The organism is Actinopolyspora sp. BKK2 (assembly GCF_011291845.1).
GTDB classification, from domain to species: Bacteria; Actinomycetota; Actinomycetes; order Mycobacteriales; family Pseudonocardiaceae; genus Actinopolyspora; species Actinopolyspora saharensis.
Window position 1 is genome coordinate 125424 of sequence record NZ_JAANTE010000004.1, and the last position, 19283, is coordinate 144706.

At 69.4% G+C, this 19283-nt stretch carries 18 protein-coding genes; 11 read left to right on the top strand and 7 right to left on the bottom strand.

Annotated elements, in window-relative coordinates; genetic code table 11:
• Positions 1-38: 38 nt before the first annotated feature.
• Positions 39-869, top strand: a complete 831-nt coding sequence (locus G9Q41_RS10130) for an inositol monophosphatase family protein (RefSeq protein ID WP_165632769.1) — start codon at positions 39-41, stop codon at positions 867-869.
• A gap of 156 nt (positions 870-1025) precedes the next feature.
• Here G9Q41_RS10130 and cei read toward each other — a convergent pair whose 3' ends face one another.
• Entirely contained in the window at positions 1026-1739 is a 714-nt protein-coding gene (cei, locus tag G9Q41_RS10135; RefSeq protein ID WP_165632683.1) for an envelope integrity protein Cei, read from the bottom strand.
• A 525-nt stretch (positions 1740-2264) separates the two neighbouring features.
• On the opposite strand from cei, the gene G9Q41_RS10140 reads away from it, so the two are divergent.
• Entirely contained in the window at positions 2265-2567 is a 303-nt protein-coding gene (locus G9Q41_RS10140) for a DUF4193 domain-containing protein (protein ID WP_092520226.1), read from the top strand.
• A gap of 122 nt (positions 2568-2689) precedes the next feature.
• Here G9Q41_RS10140 and G9Q41_RS10145 read toward each other — a convergent pair whose 3' ends face one another.
• The gene (locus tag G9Q41_RS10145) at positions 2690-3184 is read right to left on the bottom strand and encodes a DUF3093 domain-containing protein (protein WP_092520227.1); all 495 of its coding nucleotides are present in this window, start codon (positions 3182-3184) and stop codon (positions 2690-2692) included.
• Between the two features lie 51 nt (positions 3185-3235).
• Here G9Q41_RS10145 and dut point away from each other — a divergent pair, with 51 nt between their 5' ends.
• The 4 genes from dut (at position 3236) to G9Q41_RS10165 (ending at position 5756) form a co-directional block, all read left to right on the top strand.
• Positions 3236-3742 carry a dUTP diphosphatase gene (gene dut, locus G9Q41_RS10150; protein WP_165632682.1) on the top strand — a complete coding sequence of 169 codons (507 nt, stop codon included), beginning with the start codon at positions 3236-3238 and terminating at the stop codon, positions 3740-3742.
• 4 nt (positions 3743-3746) lie between these two features.
• Entirely contained in the window at positions 3747-4391 is a 645-nt protein-coding gene (locus G9Q41_RS10155) for a DUF3710 domain-containing protein (protein ID WP_092520229.1), read from the top strand.
• Positions 4392-4551: 160 nt separating this feature from the next.
• Positions 4552-4929: an OB-fold nucleic acid binding domain-containing protein gene (locus G9Q41_RS10160; RefSeq protein WP_092520231.1), complete on the top strand. Its 378-nt coding sequence runs from the start codon at positions 4552-4554 to the stop codon at positions 4927-4929.
• A gap of 167 nt (positions 4930-5096) precedes the next feature.
• Positions 5097-5756, top strand: a complete 660-nt coding sequence (locus tag G9Q41_RS10165; RefSeq protein ID WP_207630949.1) for a DUF3159 domain-containing protein — start codon at positions 5097-5099, stop codon at positions 5754-5756.
• Positions 5757-5823: 67 nt separating this feature from the next.
• Here the strand turns inward: G9Q41_RS10165 and G9Q41_RS10170 are convergent, their stop codons facing one another.
• Positions 5824-6495, bottom strand: a complete 672-nt coding sequence (locus G9Q41_RS10170) for a TrkA family potassium uptake protein (protein ID WP_092520235.1) — start codon at positions 6493-6495, stop codon at positions 5824-5826.
• A complete protein-coding gene (locus tag G9Q41_RS10175) occupies positions 6495-7160 on the bottom strand; it encodes a TrkA family potassium uptake protein (protein WP_347567528.1) in 666 nt (221 codons plus the stop codon). The genes G9Q41_RS10170 and G9Q41_RS10175 overlap by 1 nt, the downstream gene beginning before the upstream one ends.
• Positions 7161-7555: 395 nt before the next feature.
• On the opposite strand from G9Q41_RS10175, the gene G9Q41_RS10180 reads away from it, so the two are divergent.
• The 5 genes from G9Q41_RS10180 to G9Q41_RS10200 all read left to right on the top strand — a co-directional run bounded on the left by G9Q41_RS10180 (position 7556) and on the right by G9Q41_RS10200 (position 15078).
• A complete protein-coding gene (locus tag G9Q41_RS10180) occupies positions 7556-9562 on the top strand; it encodes an APC family permease (protein ID WP_092522447.1) in 2007 nt (668 codons plus the stop codon).
• Entirely contained in the window at positions 9559-10818 is a 1260-nt protein-coding gene (locus G9Q41_RS10185) for a class I SAM-dependent RNA methyltransferase (RefSeq protein WP_165632680.1), read from the top strand. The genes G9Q41_RS10180 and G9Q41_RS10185 overlap by 4 nt, the downstream gene beginning before the upstream one ends.
• Positions 10819-11203: 385 nt before the next feature.
• The gene (gene dxs / locus G9Q41_RS10190; protein ID WP_165632679.1) at positions 11204-13165 is read left to right on the top strand and encodes a 1-deoxy-D-xylulose-5-phosphate synthase; all 1962 of its coding nucleotides are present in this window, start codon (positions 11204-11206) and stop codon (positions 13163-13165) included.
• Between the two features lie 36 nt (positions 13166-13201).
• The gene (locus G9Q41_RS10195; RefSeq protein WP_092520242.1) at positions 13202-13906 is read left to right on the top strand and encodes a response regulator transcription factor; all 705 of its coding nucleotides are present in this window, start codon (positions 13202-13204) and stop codon (positions 13904-13906) included.
• Positions 13906-15078, top strand: coding sequence for a HAMP domain-containing sensor histidine kinase (locus G9Q41_RS10200; RefSeq protein WP_175454935.1), 1173 nt, complete (start codon positions 13906-13908; stop codon positions 15076-15078). Before G9Q41_RS10195 ends, G9Q41_RS10200 begins: the two co-directional genes overlap by 1 nt.
• Positions 15079-15115: 37 nt before the next feature.
• Here the strand turns inward: G9Q41_RS10200 and G9Q41_RS10205 are convergent, their stop codons facing one another.
• The 3 genes from G9Q41_RS10205 to G9Q41_RS10215 all read right to left on the bottom strand — a co-directional run bounded on the left by G9Q41_RS10205 (position 15116) and on the right by G9Q41_RS10215 (position 19203).
• Entirely contained in the window at positions 15116-15697 is a 582-nt protein-coding gene (locus G9Q41_RS10205; RefSeq protein WP_165632678.1) for a Uma2 family endonuclease, read from the bottom strand.
• Positions 15698-15904: 207 nt separating this feature from the next.
• Positions 15905-18013 carry a 3-hydroxyacyl-CoA dehydrogenase NAD-binding domain-containing protein gene (locus tag G9Q41_RS10210; protein ID WP_165632677.1) on the bottom strand — a complete coding sequence of 703 codons (2109 nt, stop codon included), beginning with the start codon at positions 18011-18013 and terminating at the stop codon, positions 15905-15907.
• Positions 18010-19203, bottom strand: coding sequence for an acetyl-CoA C-acyltransferase (locus G9Q41_RS10215; RefSeq protein WP_165632768.1), 1194 nt, complete (start codon positions 19201-19203; stop codon positions 18010-18012). The genes G9Q41_RS10210 and G9Q41_RS10215 overlap by 4 nt, the downstream gene beginning before the upstream one ends.
• Positions 19204-19283 lie beyond the last annotated feature (80 nt).

Consider the following 19283-nt stretch of genomic DNA (forward strand, 5'->3'; position numbering starts at 1 on the left):
GACGAGGTGTGCAGACCTTAACCGCGCTGTGTTGCGATGTGAACGTGGGTTTGACACACGAGTATGACGTCCAGCGTTTACGCAGCATCTCCGTGCGGGTCGCGGAGGAGGCCGCGGAGCTCGCGGAGAAGATGCGCAACGAAGTCGTCGCCGAGGGTGTCGTCGACACGAAGAGTACCGAGACCGACGTGGTGACCGCGGCGGACCGCGCCGTCGAACGGCTGATCCGTGATCGACTCGCCGAGCTGCGCCCCGGGGACCCGGTCCTCGGCGAGGAGGGAGGTGGTGCCGTTGACCAGGAAGGACTGCGTTGGGTGGTCGACCCGATCGACGGAACTGTGAACTACCTCTACGGCCATCCGGACTACGCGGTCTCCATCGCCGTTCAGTTCAACGGTGTCTCCCTGGCGGGGGCCGTGGTGGAACCCCGCTCCGGGAGGGTCTGGAGCGCGGCCGACGGACGCGGAGCCGATCTGGACGGCCGTCCGCTCGAGGTGTCGACCGCGCGAAGGTTCGATCTCTCCCTGATCGGGACCGGTTTCAGCTACCTCCCGGAACGACGCGGCAGGCAGGCAGCGCTGCTGACCGAGTTGTTGGGTGAGATTCGCGATATCCGGCGCGGTGGTGCCGCCTCGCTCGCGCTCTGCGCGGTCGCGGCGGGCTGGACGGACGGCTACTACGAGCACGGGCTGTCCCGCTGGGACTGGGCGGCGGGAAGCCTGATCGCGGCCGAGGCCGGAGCCCGCACGCGGCTGCCCGCGGCCGGGTCCGCGGACGGTCTCGGCGACGAGGCCATCCTGTGCGCGACCCCGGGCATAGCCGACGAGCTCACCCGTGCCCTCCTGGAGCGGAACGCGGCGGCGATCTGAGCCAGCGGGGCTTCACTCGCTCGGTGCGCGCGGGCGGTGCGTGCCGCCCGCGCGAGCCAAGTTCGACACGACGGCGTCGTCCGGACCGTTCCGCGTTTTCGCTCCCGACCTCTCCGGGGGAACCGGCCGCTCCGGCTGAGGGACGTGCGAGGCGAATCAGCAGTGCACGTCGCGAGCGGCCTTGAGCAGTTCCGGGTTGATCCCGGGTTTGGCGGCCTGCGTCCGGTCCCCGGTCTGGCCCCTGCTCTGCTTGGCCCAGTTCTTCAGCTGCTGCAGCGTCTGGTGCCCCTCCTGGGTGGCCTTGACCCCGTCGAACTCGGATCCGAGGGCCAGGTCGATGCTGGCGTCGGAACGCTGGTCCCGGACCAGCTGGGCGCACGGTGCGATCAGGCTCAGGGTGCGCGCTGCTCTGGCGCCGGCCTCCCCGTAGCGGATCTGGGCGTGGCACTTCAGGTTCATCTCGGTGTAGACGGAGTCGTTGCCGGGCGGGCCGCCCCGGCCGAAACCCAGATTGGACAACTCCTCGCTGACCAGGGTGGCCTGGTTCACCTTGCCGTTGGCGTTGAGCACCCGCACCGAGACGTCCTGCGGGGGAACCGGTGTGGTGTCGTTCAGCGCCTTCCTGGACAGCATCGTCCCCGCCGCCGTCTCGGTCGGCGGCTTGCCCGGACGCGCGTCCGAGCTGCCCGGTTCGGCACCGGGCACGTTGCACCGGGTGGCCATCTCGACCGATTCGGTCGACTCGAACACTCTCGTCCAGACGAATCCGGACAGCACGACGAGCACGGCGAGCAGAATCAGTGCGGGCAACGGGCGGCGGCGCCGGTACCGCGGACCCCGCGGCCCCTGTCCTGTGCTCGCGGTGGACACGTTCTGCCAGCCTCCCTGGTCGAGCCTTCGCCTTGCCGGTGAGTTCGTCGGTCCGGAGACTCGTCGAAGCTCCGTCGTCAGTCAGCTTAAGTGCTGTCCCGCTTCAGTGCGGCATCGTGCGGACGGTCGTGTCGAAGTTGTTGTGCGGAAGAGTTCGATTCGCCACCGAGCCCGTCCGGAATCCTCCGAACGTGCGATCACGTACTCATGATGATGCCCTTCGGGTACCCGGGTCACGGATGCTCCGAGGATGCCATGCCGCAGTCGAGATCACCCGGCGGTTGGTTCGGCGAGTGCAGTACAAGCCACACCTGTGGGTGACCCGGTGCGTGTTCCGCGCCCTCATGAGCTACCCTTCCCGCGCTCCACGCTGTGCCAACGGAGGTAGTCGCTCGTTTCGGGGGAACTTGGAGCGCAGGTAAGACGAGACCTCCGCCACTCGAGTGTGCGGGCACAAAACGGGGCCCTGGATCGTTGACCAGCGGCACACCATTGCAAGTCTCCACAATGCAGGGGTGAAAGGAAATGGCGACCGACTACGACGCTCCACGCCGTAACGAGAGCGAAGACCTGCCGGAGGATTCGCTGGAGGAACTCAAGGCCAAGCGCAACGACGCGCAGTCCGGGGCCGTGGACACCGACGAAGGCGAAATGGCCGACAATTTCGAGCTGCCGGGAGCCGATCTCTCCGGCGAGGAAATGACGGTCAAGGTGCTGCCGAAGCAGGCCGATGAGTTCACTTGCTCCAGCTGCTTCCTGGTGCACCACCGCAACCGGTTGGCCGAGGAGCGCAACGGAAAGTACGTGTGCCGCGATTGCGCGGCCTGATCCGCATGTTCACGGCGGCTTGAGGCGGGCTGGATGTGAGCGTGCGCACGCGCATGTCCAGCCCGCCGTTCTCGCGGACGAGCTTCAGGAGCGTGGCTCCGGGGAGGTTGAGCCCTCCGGGGTCATCGGTTCTGGGGCCGTTCCGGGTTCAGCTCGGCGGCCAGCCGTTCGGGGTGGCGAGTGCTGATCACCCAGTAGGGTGTCGGATCCTCGGGGTCGTCCAGCCAGATCCGCACGGCTGTCGGCGCCCACGGTCGATGGACCAGGAAAGCCGCCGGGTCGAGTTCGGGGCCGAGGGCACGCTGCTTGCGCTCGCGCGGAATCACCTCGACCTCGGAAACGAAGCGCAGCGGCAACCGCGCGTTGCCGACCACGAGCTCCTCGTCGGTGACGAGGATGCGCAACCTGCTCATCAGCAGGGGCAGCGCGAGCGCGAGCGGGATCAGCACCACGTAGGGAAGCCAAGCCCGCAGGCCCGGGTAGCCCATGTGCACCTCGGCCGCGAGCAGAGTCGCCGCGACGAGGGGCAGCGGCCAACTCCACCACGCGGCGTGCACCCGTTCCCGGTAGCGGAAGTGTCCGCGCCTGTTCGGCGTCTCGGAGGGCGCACCGCCCACGAGCCCTGCTTCTGAACTTTCCGACACGTCTCCAGGGTAGTCTTGTTCCTCGTGCCAAGCGTGAAGGTCCTGTTGACTCGTACCGATCCCGAAGTACCGTTGCCGTCCTACGCCCGAACGGGGGACGCGGGGGCCGACCTCGTCACGACCGAGGACCTCGAGCTGCGCCCCGGGGAACGCGCCGTGGTCGGCACCGGAATCGCGCTAGCTCTGCCCGAGGGGTACGCGGGGTTCGTGCACCCGCGTTCCGGCCTGGCGGCCAGATCGGGGCTCGGCGTGGTGAACGCACCGGGCACCATCGACGCGGGCTATCGTGGCGAGATCAAGGTGTGTCTGATCAATCACGATCCGGAGCAGAGGCTGAATCTGCTGCGCGGGGACCGAATAGCCCAGTTGGTGATACAGCGTGTCGAGCAGGCCGCTTTCGAAGAAGTCGCCCAACTGCCAGAGTCCGTGCGTGGCACCGGCGGATATGGTTCGACCGGAGGCCACGGGACGTTGATGGATTCGATCGACGCCGGGACCGTGGGCAACACGACCGGTAGTACGGAGGTCTGAGGGGATGTTCGGATGGCGCCGTCGCGGCGGGCGGAACGACCGAGTGGACGACGATTCCGGATTCGGCGACGAACCCCGTGGGCAGGACCAGGACGAGTCCGTCGTCGAGGGCGGCCCGTACGACAAGCAGGAAGCCCCGGACGACGAGATCGAGCGACTGGACCTCGGCTCCGTGCAGTTGCCCGTTCCCGAGAACAGCCAACTGCAGGTGGAGATCGACCCGGAGGGGCCGGTGCGGGCGGTCCACCTGCTCACCCCCTCGGGAAGGCTGACCGTGAGCGCTTTCGCCGCCCCACGAACGGGTGATCTTTGGCAGGAGGTCCGCCAGGAACTGGTGGAGCAGCTGCGCTCCGACGGGGCGACCGTGCGCTTCGAGGACGGGGGCTGGGACACCGAGCTGATCGCCGAGACCGCCAAGACCTCGCTGCGCTTCGTGGGCGTGGACGGTCCGCGCTGGTTGTTGCGCGGGGTGGCGGCGAGCCCGGCCTCCGATCTCGACGCCTGCACGAAGCTGCTCTACGCGGTGATCGACGAGACAGTGGTCGACCGTGGCTCGGAGCCGATGCCGGTGCGCACTCCGCTGCCGATCGAGTTGCCCGAGGAGATCGCCGCGCACATTCAACAACAGCAGGAACAGGCGCAGGCCTGACGGGTGTTTCCCGGTCGGGTGGTCCCGTACCGGCCCTCCGACAGGAGAGGGTGGCCGTTTTCCGCCGACTCGCGGACGCGGGAATCGGACACGACTAGGCTGTAATCGCACGGGTGTAACCTGCACGGGTCGCGAGGCCCACTGCGCACGGGAGCGCGAGATGAGCAACACCGGAGACGGCTACCTGCGCCGTCTCGTACGCCGTCTCACCAGCGACGTCGCCGAACTTGATGCCGATGACCTCTCCGAGATGTCACAGGCTAGCGGGGCGCGGCGCGCGTGTGACTGCAAGTGTGGCGAGCAGGCGGAGGTGCTCGGCAGGCTTCGCTGCGTCGGCATGGTCCCGAAGGCCTCGGTTCCGACCCTGGAGGCGGAACTGTACGACGGAACCGAGGGCGTGACGTTGGTCTGGCTCGGCAGGAGGAAGATCACCGGGATAGATCCCGGCCGAACCATCAAGGCGCGGGGCCGAATTGCCGATCGTGACGGACACAAGGTTCTTTACAACCCCTACTACGAGTTGCAGAACACCGCATGACCGAATCCAGTTCATCGACTCCCGAAGGACGAGCTCCTCTCGGGAGGTCTACTGACGCGGCGCCGGCCGATCCTGCCGAATCCGGATTCTCGTCCGACTCGTCAGGCGGCGCCAAGGCACCGTTCGGGTTACGTCCCCCGGCGGGATCCGGTGGGGCCGAGCAGACGTTGCTGCAACAGATGGGCGGCGTCAGCGGACTCGCCTACTCCGCGGTGCCCATCGTCGTGTTCGTGGTGGCGAACTCGCTGGTCGGAATGATGCCGGCCATTTGGATCGCCATCGCGGTCTCGCTGCTGATAGCGCTGGCGCGCATCATCCGCAAGGAACCCCTGCAACCGGCGATATCGGGTGTGCTCGGTGTCGTGGTCTGCTCTTTCATCGCGTACCGCACCGGCGACGCCAAGGGGTTCTTCCTGCTCGGCATCTGGACCAGCCTGATCTACGGCGGAGTCTTCCTGATCTCGACGATCGTGCGGTGGCCGTTGGTCGGTGTCGCCTGGTCGGTGCTCAACGGCAGCGGTTTCTCCTGGCGTCACCAGCGCAGAGCGCTGCGCGGATACGACCTGGCCACGCTGTCCTGGACCGTGGTCTTCTTCGCCAAGTTCGTGGTGCAGCAGTGGCTCTACGCGGCGGACGAGACGGGTTGGCTGGCCTTCGCGCGGATCGTGATGAGCTACCCGCTCACTGCACTGGCCCTGCTGATTACCGTCTGGGCGATTCGACGGGCCAACAAGATCGCCGAACTGCAGACGGTGACGACGGCTTCCGGCCCCGGAGCACCGCAGGGAGAGGAGCCTCCCGCCTCCGGGCGGCCCGCCACCGGGTGAGAGCGGGTGAAGGGGCTCCGCCCGGCCATGGGGGACCAAACCCGGTCACCCGGTCATGGGGCACCGCTCAGTCGAGCCCCGGTGGGTCGTGGACCAGTTCGCTGATGCGGTGTTCCAGCTCCTCCGGGGCGATGAACAGCATCTCGTCGCCCACTTCCAACGGGTCGTCGGACTGGGGGACGATCACCCGTCCGCGCCGGAGTATCGCCACGAGCGCCGCGTCCCTGGGCAGGGTCAGGTCCCTGACCCGGTGCCCCGCCAGCGGTGTCCCCTCGGGCAGGGTCATCTCCACGAGGTTGGCCTGACCCTGGCGCAGGGTCATGAGCCGGACGACGTCCCCGACGCTGACCGCTTCCTCCACCATGGCGGCGAGCATCCGCGGGGTGGACACGGCCACGTCCACGCCCCAGGCCTCGGTGAACAACCACTCGTTCTGGGGATCGTTCACGCGGGCCGCGACGCGACGGACCGCGAACTCGGTCTTGGTCAGCAGCGAGACCACGAGGTTCACCTTGTCGTCGCCGGTGGCGGCGATCACGACGTCGCAGGTTTCGATGCCCGTCTCCTCGAGGGAGGAGAGCTCGCAGGCATCGGCGTGCACCCACTGGGCATCGGGGATGGTTCTGGGGTGGTAGTTCGCGGTGGAGCGCTCGAGGAGCATGACCTGGTGCCCGCCCTCCAGCAGTTCCTTGGCTATGGACTGCCCGACGGCGCCTGCGCCGGCGATCGCGACACGCATTACTCGCTCTCCTCGGGTGGGCGCTGCGCGGTGGCCGTGACCTCGGTGACAGTTCCGGACAGGGTGGCCGCGTATACGGTGTCGTCGGCCTGCACGACGGTGTTGGACTGCGGGAGCACCCCGTTGCCGAAGCGCATCACGAACGCGACCCGGCAACCGAGCGCCGTTTCCAGCTCGCGGACCCGTTTGCCGACCCAGTCCTCGTGCAGGGGCAATCGCAGCACGGCGACCGATCCGGAGGGGTCCCGCCATTCCGTGGCCGCCCCTTCGGGGAGGAGCATGCGCAGGAAGCGGTCCGTCGTCCAGGGGACGGTGGCCACGGTGGGGATCCCGAGACGCTGGTAGACCTCGGCCCGTTTGGGGTCGTAGATGCGGGCGACGACCTGCTCCACGCCGAATGTCTCGCGGGCCACCCTGGCGGAGACTATGTTGGAGTTGTCCCCGTTGGAGACGGCTGCGAAGGCCCCGGCCTGTTCGATGCCGGCCTCGGCGAGCACGTTCTTGTCGAAACCGTTGCCCGTGACGTGTCTTCCGCGGAACTCCTTGCCCAGTCGGTGGAAGGACTCGGGGTCCTTGTCCACCACCGCCACGGTGTGACCGAGCCGTTGCAGTGCCGCGGCCAGGGAAGCTCCGACTCGGCCGCAGCCCAGGATCACAACATGCACGACCGGTTTCCTCGCTCTCGGCTGGTTGCCGGATCGACCGCGGGGCGATCGGTGAACCGTCCCACGACCATGACAGTACTCCTCGGATGGCGGAATTCCGCGCCGTTGAACGCGTGCTTCCTCGTCGGGCGGAATCCACTCCCGCGAACGGGGCCATCGCATCCGGGCTGATGCACCGTATCGGGTGAGTGGAATCGTTCGTCCACAGGGGTTTTCCCGTCCGTGCCCGGGAGGAGCGCCGAACGCCGGCCGCTCGTGCGCTCCCGCTCCGGTGGACGAGCGGGTGGACAGCGCCCGCGAGCGTTCCGGGCAGTCGGGTCCTCGCGGGACGCGGTGGACGTGATGAGGCCCGAGGGTCACCGAGTCCGGTGATCCCAGCCCTTACTCTCTTGGTCGTGCCCAAGCTCGCGACCGTGGCCAAGCGTCTGTTGGTGGGGCGACCCTTCCGTAGCGATCGGTTGTCGCACACGCTGCTGCCCAAGCGCATCGCCCTGCCGGTGTTCGCGTCGGATCCGATGTCCAGCGTCGCCTACGCGCCGGAGGAGATCCTTCTCACACTCTCCGTGGCCGGAGTGTCGGCCTACGCGATCAGTCCGTGGGTGGGGTTGGTGGTCGCCGCCGTGATGCTGGTCGTGGTGGCCTCCTACCGCCAGAACGTGCGGGCCTACGCCTCGGGCGGGGGCGACTACGAGGTGGCCTCCGTCAACCACGGGTCCAGGTGGGGCGTGGCGGTGGCCAGTGCGCTGATGGTCGACTACGTCCTCACCGTGGCGGTGTCCATCTCCTCGGCCGCGGCCAACATAGGCTCGTTGGTGCCGTTCGTGGCCGCCCACAAGGCGGCGTTCGCCGTGGGGGCGATCCTCGTGCTGACCGCGGTGAACCTGCGCGGAGTGCGGGAGTCGGGGACGATGTTCGCCGTTCCCACCTACGCCTTCGCCGTCGGGGTTCTCGGCATGATCGGCGTGGGGCTGTACCGCACCTACGTGCTCGGGGACGAGCTGCGCGCGGAGAGCGCGGGATTCGAACTGGCCCAGGAGCCCTCCCAGCTGGCCGGGTTGGGGTTCGTCTTCCTGGTGCTGCGGGCCTTCTCCTCGGGCAGCGCCGCGCTGACCGGGGTGGAGGCGATCAGCAACGGCGTGCCCGCCTTCCGCAAGCCCAAGTCGCGCAACGCGGCCACGACGCTGCTGATGATGGGGCTGATAGCGGTCGCCATGTTCATGGGGCTGCTGCTGCTGGCCAGGATCACCGGGGTGCTGGTCGTGCAGGACCCGGAGCAGCAGCTGATCGGGGCCCCGGCCGGGTACGAGCAGAAGACGCTGATCGCCCAGCTGGCCGGTGCGGTCTTCGGTGGTTTCCAGCCGGCCGTGTACTACCTGATCTTCTTCACCGGGCTGATCCTGGTGCTTGCGGCCAACACGGCCTTCAACGGTTTTCCGCTGCTGGGCTCGGTGCTCGCCCAGGACCGGTACCTGCCCCGCCAGCTGCACACCAGGGGGGACCGGTTGACGTTCTCCAACGGCATCCTGTTCCTGGCGGGGTTCGCCATCGTGCTGGTGCTGGTCTTCGAGGCCGAGGTGACCAAGCTCATCCAGCTCTACATCGTCGGCGTGTTCGCCTCGTTCGTCCTGAGTCAGAGCGGGATGATCCGGCACTGGAACCGCAGGCTGCGCGAGGTGACCGACCCGGAGGCGCGCAAGCAGATCGGCAGGGCGCGTGCGATCAATTCCGTGGGGCTGGCCATGACGGCTACGGTGCTGGTCATAGTGCTGGTCACGAAGTTCGTGCACGGGGCCTGGATAGCTCTGGTGGCGATGGTGGCCAGCTACCTGCTCATGGTGGGGATCCGGAAGCACTACGTGCGGGTGGCGGAGGAGCTGCGCCGCGCCGAGGGCCAGACGGTCCTGCCCGCGCGCAACTACGGTCTCGTGCTGGTGTCCCAGCTGCACCTGCCGAGCAAGCGGGCGCTGGCTTACGCGCGGGCCACGCGGCCCGACGAGCTGGAGGCCATCACGGTCAACGTGGATGATTCGGAGACGAGGCAGCTCGTGGCCGCGTGGGAGGAGTTCGGCGTCTCCGTTCCGCTGAAGGTCCTCGAGTCCCCGTACCGGGAGATCACGCGCCCGGTCGTGGAGTATGTGAAAAGAATTCGTAAAGGTAGTCCGCGCGACGTCGTCACGGTGTTCATTCCGGAGTACGTGGTGGGGCGCTGGTGGGAACAACTGCTGCACAACCAGAGTGCCCTTCGGCTCAAGAGCAGACTGCTGTTCGAGCCCGGAGTGATGGTCACCAGCGTTCCCTGGCAGCTCGAGTCCTCGAACAGGGTCGATCTGCGCGCGCCGACACCGCGTCGTTCGGTGCGCTGGGGTGCCGGACAAGAGGGGAAGGAAAGCGACCAGCGGTGAACGAGAAACCGGACTGGAACGGACGACGCCTCCGGCTCGAGGTCGGGCCGGTCGCGCACGGTGGGCACTGCGTGGCCCGCCACGAGGGAAGAGTCGTTTTCGTGCGGCACGCGCTGCCGGGGGAAACGGTCGAGGCCGAGGTGACCGAGGACCGTGGTGGCGGGTTCTGCCGAGCCGATGCCGTGCGGGTCGTCGAGGCGGCCGAAGGACGGGTGACACCGCCGTGCCCCCTGGCGGACATGGCCCTGGGGACGAACCGCTGCGGGGGCTGCGACTGGCAGCACGCCCATCCGGCGACCCAGCGCGAGTTGAAGGCCTCCGTGGTGGCCGAGCAGCTGTGGAGGCTGGCCGGGATCGAGCACCCGGTGGAGGTGCAATCCCTCCCCGGAGGGGCGCTGCGCTGGCGCACCCGGGTGCGGTTGGCCGTGGACGAGCGAGGTCGCGTCGGATTCCGCGCGCACCGCAGTCATCGCGTGGTGCCGGCGGAGGACTGCCCGATCACCGTCGAGGGAGCGGTGGATCAGGTCACTTCGAGTTCCTGGACCCCCGGATCCGAGGTCGAGGTGACCGCGGACGCTTCCGGGGAGCTGCACGTGAGCGAGCACCTTCCCGGAGGGGCTCCCGCACGTGGAAAGCGCCGTCGCTCCGGGGCGAAACCGTCGAGGACCCGCAAGGTGCGCGGCTCGGGAGTCGCTCACGAGACCGCTGCCGGCCGTGAGTGGGCGATAGCCGCGCACGGATTCTGGCAGGTTCACCGGCAGGCGGCGGAGCGCTTCGCCGAAGTGGTGGATGACATGGTCGAGGTGCCGCCGGGCGGCTGCGCCTGGGACCTGTACGGAGGGGTCGGTTTGTTCGCCGCCGTGCTGGGGAACCGGGTGGGGGACTCGGGGGACGTGGTGCTCGTCGAGTCGGCCCGGACCAGCGTGCGGGACGCCACCGCCAACCTCGCGGACATGCCGCAGGTGCGGCTGCGCGAGGGCAGGGTGGAGGACGTGGTCGCGGACCCGACGATGCCGGCCCCGGACGTCGTGGTGCTCGATCCGCCGCGCAAGGGGGCCGGGCGCAACGTCGTCGGTGCCGTGGCGGGCTCCCGGCCGCGCAGGGTGGTCTACGTCGCCTGCGACCCGGCGGCGTTGGCCCGGGACCTGGAGCTGTTCCAGCGGGACGGGTACCGGCTCACCCGGTTGGAGGCCTTCGACGCGTTCCCGATGACGCACCACGTGGAGTGCATCGCCCTGTTGGAGGTCGCTGACTGAGGCCCTGCCCCGCGGAGTCCGCGACCGGCGCGGTACCGCGGTGCTCGCGGTGTCGGTCGGGGCCCACGTTCCGGCAGCGGGGGGAGCACCGCGGGAGGTTCCGGCGCGCGGTTACTCCATCCGGTGATGGTCCTCCGGACGAGTCACCTTCGTGAGTGAGCACTCCGGGCAGCCGTCTGGACCGGACTCGTGTACGGCTCAGTAGACTGGCACGGTCGCGAGGGCTAGCCCAGAACACCAGAAGGGCACGCGGCGGAAGCACGAGGGCCCGAAAACGTGTTTCCGGGCAACCGCGCAGTCGGTTGCCCACGACGCCGGCCGGCCGTTCCACTACGGTCGGTCCACGATTCGACCTGTAGTCGGGCACGACGAGCGAGGTGGAGCGGTGACGCTGCTGGAGTCCGTGCACAGTCCGGCCGATGTACAGCGCCTGGAGCACGGTGAGTTGGTTGAGCTCGCCGCCGAGATCAGATCCTTCTTGATCGACAAGATCTCGCGCACCGGAGGGCACCTCGGGCCGAACCTGGGTGCGGTTGAACTGACTCTGGCCGTGCACCGGGCGTTCGACTCACCGCACGACGCGGTCGTGTTCGACACCGGGCACCAAGCCTACGTGCACAAGATCATCACCGGTAGGCAGGAGGGCTTCGACCGGCTGCGCAAGCGCGGAGGGCTGTCCGGCTACCCCTCCCGCGCGGAGAGCGAGCACGACCTGGTGGAGAACAGCCACGCCTCCACCTCCCTGTCGTACGCGGACGGGCTGGCGCGGGCCTTTCAGCTCGGCAGGACCGACCGGCACGTCGTCGCCGTGGTCGGCGACGGCGCGTTGACCGGAGGCATGTGCTGGGAGGCGTTGAACAACATCGCCGCCGACCAGGAACGTCCCCTCGTCATCGTCGTCAACGACAACGGCCGCTCCTACGCCCCCACGATCGGCGGGCTGGCCGAGCACCTCGCCTCGCTGCGGTTGCGCCCCGGCTACGAACGGGCCCTGGAGAACGGCAGGCGAACCGTGCGCAACCTGCCCGTGGTGGGCAGGCCCCTGTACACGGGGCTGCACGCGGCGAAGCGCGGGATCAAGGACGCGCTGAGCCCGCAGGTGATGTTCTCCGACCTGGGGATCAAGTACCTGGGACCGGTCGACGGCCACGACTTCAAGGCGCTGGATTACGCACTGGGCATGGCCAAGACCTTCGGCGGTCCGGTCATCGTCCACGCGGTCACCCAGAAGGGCAACGGGTTCGCTCCGGCGGAGAATCACGAAGCGGACCAGATGCACCAGGTCAAGGTCATGGACCCGAACACGGGCGCCCCGACCGGTCCGAGCGCGACCAGCTGGACCAGCGTGTTCTCCGACGAACTGGTCCGGATCGGCGGGGAGCGCGAGGACGTCGTGGCGATAACCGGCGCGATGCTCGGGCCGACGGGACTGGACAAGTTCGGCAAGCACTACCCCGACAGGTGCGTGGACGTGGGCATCGCCGAGCAGCACGGCATGACCTCGGCCGCGGGGATGGCCATGGCGGGGCTGCACCCCGTCTTCGCGGTCTACTCCACGTTCCTGAACCGGGCGTTCGACCAGCTGCTCATGGACGTGGCGCTGCACCGCCAGCCGGTGACGGTGACGCTGGACCGCTCCGGGGTGACCGGGGACGACGGCCCCAGCCACAACGGGATGTGGGACCTGTCTGTGCTGGGCATGATCCCCGGGCTCAGGGTGGCCGCCCCGCGGGACTCGGAAACCCTGCGCGAGGAGCTGCGCGAGGCGGTCGCCGTCGACGACGGTCCCACGGCGGTGCGCTTCCCCAAGGGCACCGTCATCGAGGAGGTCCCCGCGCTCGAGCGGGTGGACGGGGTGGACGTGCTGCGTCGTCCCGCCGAGCACGAGAACCCCGATGTGCTGCTGGGAGCGGTGGGGGCCTTCGCGGAGATGGCCGTGGCCGCGGCGGAGCGGCTCTCGGACCAGGGCATCGGGGTGACCGTGGTCGACCCGCGTTGGGTGAGTCCCGTGCCGGAGGCCATGCTCGACTTCGCCGGACGGCACCGCCTGGTGGTCACCCTGGAGGACTGCGGCAGGCACGGCGGCTTCGGCTGGTCGATGGCCGCCGCGCTCCGCGACGCCGAGATGGACGTCCCGCTGCGGGATCTCGCCATCCCGAACCGCTTTCTGGACCACGCCTCGCGGAGCGAGGTGCTCGCCGAGCTGGGGCTGACGGAGCAGGACGTGGCCCGGCGGATTACCGAGTGGGTGGCGGACCGGCTCGAGGGACGTCTGGAGGGCTCGGCTCCCCAGGTCGCGGAGCTGGACACCTCCCGTTCGGAGGCGAGCGATCTCTCGGAGTCCTGATCGTCGACGAGAGCGTCGCTGTGGCAGGCTGAAGACGTGCGGATCCTTGTGGTGGAGGACGAACAGCCGCTGGCCGACGCCGTAGCGCGTGGGCTGCGGCGTGAGGGCCTGGCCGTCGACATCGCCTACGACGGGCCCGACGGCCAGGAGAAGGCGGCGGTCACCAGATACGACGTGATCGTGCTGGACCGGGACCTGCCCCGGCTCTCCGGGGACGAGCTCTGCAGGGAGATCGTCGCTTCCGAGGCGCTGACCAGGGTGCTGATGCTCACGGCCAGCGGCAGCGTCGAGGACCGGGTGGAGGGGCTCTCACTGGGAGCCGATGACTACCTGGCCAAGCCGTTCGCCTTCAACGAGCTCGTCGCCCGGGTGCGCGCCTTGGGCAGACGTTCCACTCCTGCGGTCCCTCCGGTGCTGACGGCGACCGAGCTCGTGCTCGACTCAGCCCGGAGGAGGGTCCGCAGACCCGGCGGGGAGATGGACCTGACCCGCAAGGAGTTCGGCGTTCTCGAGGTGCTGCTCGCCGCTGACGGGGCTGTGGTCAGCTCGGAGGAACTGCTGGAGCGGGTGTGGGACGAGCACGCGGACCCCTTCACCACGACCGTTCGGGTGACCGTGATGACCCTGCGCAAGAAGCTCGGTGAGCCGGGAGTGATCGACACCGTGGTCGGATCCGGTTACCGGATCCCCTCGGCGGGGGCCGAGGTGGTGCTGGACACCTCCGACGCGGGTCGGAGTTGATGTCCTTCCCGGAGGATTCCCCGGGGCGGTTCTCCGCGCCGAGCCGGACCAGGCGTGGCCCCGGGCTGCGGCTTCGACTGACGATGCTGGCCACGGCGCTCGTGGCCGCGGTCGGTGCGTTGCTGTTGTGGCTCGGCTGGTTGCTGGTGGGCGACGTGGTCGCGGCTGTGCCCCGCATGCCCGAGGGCACGACCGTGCGACTGGACGGGGCCGTGGTCTCCGCGGACGAGGTGGGGGCCGCGCTGCGCAACCACGCCAGGAGCCAGATCCTGTCGGTGGGGGCGGTGGCCTTCGTCAGCGTCGTGCTCGCCGCGGCCGTGCTGTCCTGGTCGGTCTGCGGGAGGGTGCTGCGCCCCCTCAACGAGGTGACCGGAACGGCTCGGAGGTTGACCGCACGCTCGCTGGGCAGCCGGATCGAGCTCGACGGTCCGCGGGACGAGGTGGCCGAGCTCGCCGACACCTTCGACGGGATGCTGGACAGGTTGCAGACGGCGTTCGAGTCGCAGCACCGGTTCGTGGCGAACGCGAGTCACGAGCTGCGCACGCCGTTGTCGGTCATCCGCACCGAGCTGGACGTCACGCTGTCCGATCCGCGGGCCGACGCCGCGGAGCTGCGCAGGATGGCCGAGGTGGTCCGCGAGGCCACGGCCAAGTCGGAGCGGCTGGTCGAGTCGCTGCTGCTGCTGGCCCGCACCGAGGGAACCGAGCTCCCGGACCGGGAGCGGGTCGATCTCACCGAGATCGCGGGGAACGCGTTGAGCAGCATCGCCACCGAGGTCACCGCCGCGGAGCTGCGCGTGACGACCGGTTGCGCCCCCGCGGTCGCGATGGGCGATTCCGCGCTGCTCGAACGGGTGGCGGGCAACCTGTTGGAGAACTCGGTGCGGCACAACGTCCACGGCGGATGGGTCGAGGTCGACACCGGGGTTTCCGGCAGGTGGGCCTTCCTGACGGTTTCCTCCTCCGGGAATCGGGTGGACGCGGAACGGGTGGAGAACCTGTTCGAGCCCTTCCGCAGGGCGGGAGCCGAGCGCACGAGTCGCACGGGGGCGGGGCTGGGGCTCTCCGTCGTGCGTGCCGCCGCCGCGGCGCACGGCGGGCATGTGCGGGCCGAGCCGATCGCCGGTGGGGGGTTGACCGTGACGGTGTGGGTGCCCGCGGCGGGGGAGTAACCGCCACGTCCGGCACGTCCCGGAGGGGCGGCACGTCCTAGAGGCGCAGCGCGGCGATGTCGACTTCGACGGGTTCGGGCGCCTCGGCGACGCGCACCGCCCCCTCGCCGGCGCGGACCGAAGTGGCCGGCACGTAGTGCCCCCGGTCCAGCCGGTAGGTGACGAGCTCGGTCGGCCCCCGGTTGTCCTGGGCCACGCTCCAGAAGGAGGGCACTCCCGCGCGGGCGTAGGCGTCCAGCTTGTCCCGCTGCTCCCGCGGGCTGTTTCCCGGGGACCAGATCTCACCCGCGAGCAGGACGTGCTCGGGACCGAACGAGGTCCCGACGGGCGCGGTGTCCAGCACGACGAAGTCCGGGATCAGCGCGGTCTGCTGCTCGGAGCCGATCTCCACCCCGACGCCGCCCACCGCGTACAGCTCGGAACGGCTTGCCTCACGCAACGCGTTCTTGAACAGCAGGATGATTTCGTTCTCGGCCCACTGGCGCGGGCCGCTCGGCGGTGGCGTCACCAGCCAGTACCCCTCGAGCAGTTCCAGGCGCGACCCGTCGGCGCGGGCGGGCAGCGCGTGCCAGTCGTTGATCGTGAACGGGCCGATCTCGTGCTGTACAAGGGCGGTCACCGAGCATCACCTCACCTCGTTCGCGATTCATCGTGCCACAGCGTGGAACCGCGGCGGCACCGGCACGAGCGCGCACGAGAGAGGGCCGGGACGGTTCGCGAACCGTCCCGGCCCGAAGGGGGTGCCCCGACTCGGTCGGCGCGGCGCGGGCCGCGCCGGAGCGACCACCGGGGCGAGGTCGGCACCGACCCGACCGGAGAGCTCCGGTCAGGAGTTCGGCACGCTCGCGACTCCCGGCTCGAGGAACCGCTTGCCGTTGACCGACTCGGAGTAGCCCGCGCGGTCCAGGTAGGGAGTTATCCCGCCCAACCAGAAGGGCCAGCCCGCGCCGAGGAGCATGCACAGGTCGAGGTCGGGGGCCTCGACCACCACGTCCTCGTCCAGCATGATCCGGGCTTCCTCGGCCAGCGCGCGCAGCGCCCGGTCGCGGACCTGCTCCGCGGACAGCGGGTTGTCGCCCTGCTTCCAGAGCTCGGCGACCTCGGGGTCGACGATCTGGTTGCCCGCCTCGTCGGTGGTCCACACGGACGTCTTGCCCGCCTCGACGAACCGCTGCAGGTTGTCGCTGAGCCCGAAGCGGTCCGGGTAGGCGGCGTGCATGGTCTCGTTGACGTGTTGGGCGATGGCCGGACCGACCAGCTGCAACAGCACCATCGGGCTCATCGGCAGGCCCAGCGGCTCCAGCGCCCGGTCGGCGACCTCGAACGGGGTGCCCTCGTCGACCGAGGCGATGACCTCGCCGAGGAAGCGGGTCAGCAGCCTGTTGACCACGAAAGCGGGCGCGTCGGCGACCAGCACGCAGGACTTCTTGAGCTTCTTGCCGACCGCGAAGGCCGTGGCCAGCGTCGCGTCGTCCGTGCGCTCACCGCGCACGATCTCCAGCAGCGGCAGCACCGCCACGGGGTTGAAGAAGTGGAACCCGACGACGCGCTCCGGGTGGGCCAGCTCCGCGCCCATCTCGCTGACCGACAGCGAGGAGGTGTTGGTGGCCAGCACGGCCTCGGAGGAGATGTGCTGCTCGAGCTCGCCGAAGACCTGCCGCTTGACCGACATCTCCTCGAACACGGCCTCGATGATGAAGTCGGCGTCGGCGAAGGCCCGCTTGTCGAGCGAACCGGTGACCAGCTCCTTGAGCCGGTTCACTCCGTCGGCCGAGAGACGGCCCTTCTCCGCGAGCTTGTCGATCTCGCCGTGCACGTAGGCGACGCCCTTGTCGATGCGCTCCTGGTCGACGTCGGTCAGCACGACGGGCACTTCCAGGCGCCGCGCGAACAGCAGGGCGAGCTGGCCCGCCATGAGGCCCGCGCCGACCACACCGACCTTGTTGACGTCCCTGGCCAGGGACTTGTCCGGAGCTCCGGCGGGCTTCTTCGCCCGCTTCTGGGTCAGGTCGAAGGCGTACAGCCCGGACCGCAGCTCGTCGGACATCAGGGCGTCGGCCAGCGCCTCGGTCTCGGCCGCGTAGCCCTCGTCCAGGTCGCTGTTCCTGGCGAGCTCGATCAGCTCGACAGCCTTGTCCACGGCGGGGGAGGCCCCGTGAGTCTTGGAGGCGACGAGCTCCTTGGCGCGGTTGATCGCGTCGTCCCAGGCCTGCCCCCGGTCGATCTCGGGGCGCCGCACGGTCTGCTCCCCGTTGACCACGCGGGCGGCCCAGCGCGCCGATTCCTCGAGGAAGTCCGCCGACTCCAGCTCGACGTCGAAGATGCCCATGCCGGTCGCCTTGCCGGGCTTGAGCATCTTGTTCTGGTTGAGCGCGTTCTCCAGGATGACGCTGACGGCCTGGTCCGCGCCGATCAGGTTCGGCAGCAGCTGGGTGCCGCCCCAGCCGGGGAACAACCCGAGGAAGCACTCCGGGAACGCGATGGCGCTCACGTTGTCGGCCACCGTGCGGTAGTGGCAGGAGAGGGCGAGCTCCAGCCCGCCACCCAGCGCGGCCCCGTTGACGAAGGCGAAGGTGGGAACCGGCGATTCCGTGAGCCTGCGGAACACGTCGTGCCCGGTCTTGGCGATCCGGTGCGCGTGCTCGCGCTCCGTGATCCGGCCGATCCCGCTCAGATCGGCCCCGACCGCGAACACGAAGGGCTTGCCGGTGACCGCGATCGCCGCGGGCTCCGCGGCGAAGGCCTCGTCCAGCGCCTCGTCCAGCGCGGTGAGCCCGGCGGGACCGAAGGTGGAGGGCTTGGTGTGGTCGTGGCCGTTGTCGATGGTGACCAGCGCGAGCTTGCCGCTCAGCCCGGGGACGTCGACCAGGCGGGTGCGGGCCTCGGTGACGACCTCGTCGGGGAACAGCGCTGCGAAATCGGTCTCGGTGCTCACTTGGCGCCCCCAGCGGTCTCGTCGTGGTGCGGGTTTTCCCAGATGACGGTGCCGCCCATGCCGAAGCCCACGCACATCGTCGTGATGCCGTAGCGGACCTCGGGATGCTCGGCGAACTGCCTGGAGAGCTGGGTCATCAGGCGGACCCCGGAGGAGGCCAGCGGGTGCCCGCAGGCGATGGCGCCACCCCAGGGGTTGACCCGTTCGTCGTCCTCGGCGATGCCGAAGTGGTCCAGGAAGGCGAGCACCTGCACGGCGAACGCCTCGTTGATCTCGAACAGGCCGATGTCGTCGATGGTGAGGCCGGCGCGGGCGAGGGCCTTCTCGGTGGCCGGTACCGGGCCCACTCCCATGACCTCCGGCTCCACGCCGGCGAAGGAGTAGCCGACCATGCGCATCCCGACCGGGAGTCCGAGGTCGTTCGCGGTGTGCTCGTCGGCGACCAGGCAGCCGGTGGCGCCGTCGTTGAGCCCGGCCGAGTTCCCGGGGGTCACCTTGCCGTGGGGGCGGAACGGAGTCTTCAGGCCCTCCAGGGATTCCACGGTGGTGCCGGGGCGCGGCGGTTCGTCGGCCGTGGCCAGCCCCCAGCCGTGCTCGGCGGAGCGGGTGGCCACCGGGGCCAGGTCCGCGGCGATCTTGCCCGCCGCGGCCGCCGCCTCGTAGCGCTGTTGGCTGCGGGCGGCGTAGGCGTCGGTGCGCTGCTTGGTCAGCTTCGGGTACCTGTCGTGCAGGTTCTCCGCGGTGGAGCCCATCACCAGCGCGGAGGAGTCGACCAGGTTGTCCGAGACGAACCTGGGGTTCGGGTCGACGCCCTCGCCCATCGGGTGGTTGCCCATGTGCTCGACTCCGCCCGCGAAGACGACGTCGTAGCCGCCGATCCCGATGCCGCCGGCCGCGGTGGTCACGGCCGTCATGGCTCCGGCGCACATCCGGTCGATGGCGAACCCGGGGACGGACTTGGGCAGACCGGCGAGCAGCGCCGCGTTCCTGCCGATGGTCAGTCCCTGGTCACCGATCTGCGTGGTGGCCGCGACCGCGACTTCGTCGATCCGTTCGGGGGGAAGTTCGGGATGCCTGCGCAACAGTTCGCGGATGACCTTGACGATCATGTCGTCCGCGCGGGTCTCGGCGTACATGCCCTTCGGACCGGCTTTGCCGAACGGCGTGCGGACGCCGTCGACGAAGACCACGTTCCTGGGGGCACGCGGTGCTCCCGCCGATGCGGGGCCGCTGCTCGTGTCGGCTGATGCCGACGCAGGTGCTGCCACGG

Bases quoted from the DNA above. Each gene is read 5' to 3' on its own strand.
- G9Q41_RS10140 (WP_092520226.1), top strand. From the start codon at position 2,265: ATGGCGACCGACTACGACGCTCCACGCCGTAACGAGAGCGAAGACCTG.
- G9Q41_RS10155 (WP_092520229.1), top strand. From the start codon at position 3,747: ATGTTCGGATGGCGCCGTCGCGGCGGGCGGAACGACCGAGTGGACGAC.
- G9Q41_RS10160 (WP_092520231.1), top strand. From the start codon at position 4,552: ATGAGCAACACCGGAGACGGCTACCTGCGCCGTCTCGTACGCCGTCTC.
- G9Q41_RS10170 (WP_092520235.1), bottom strand. From the start codon at position 6,495: ATGCGTGTCGCGATCGCCGGCGCAGGCGCCGTCGGGCAGTCCATAGCC.
- G9Q41_RS10200 (WP_175454935.1), top strand. From the start codon at position 13,906: ATGTCCTTCCCGGAGGATTCCCCGGGGCGGTTCTCCGCGCCGAGCCGG.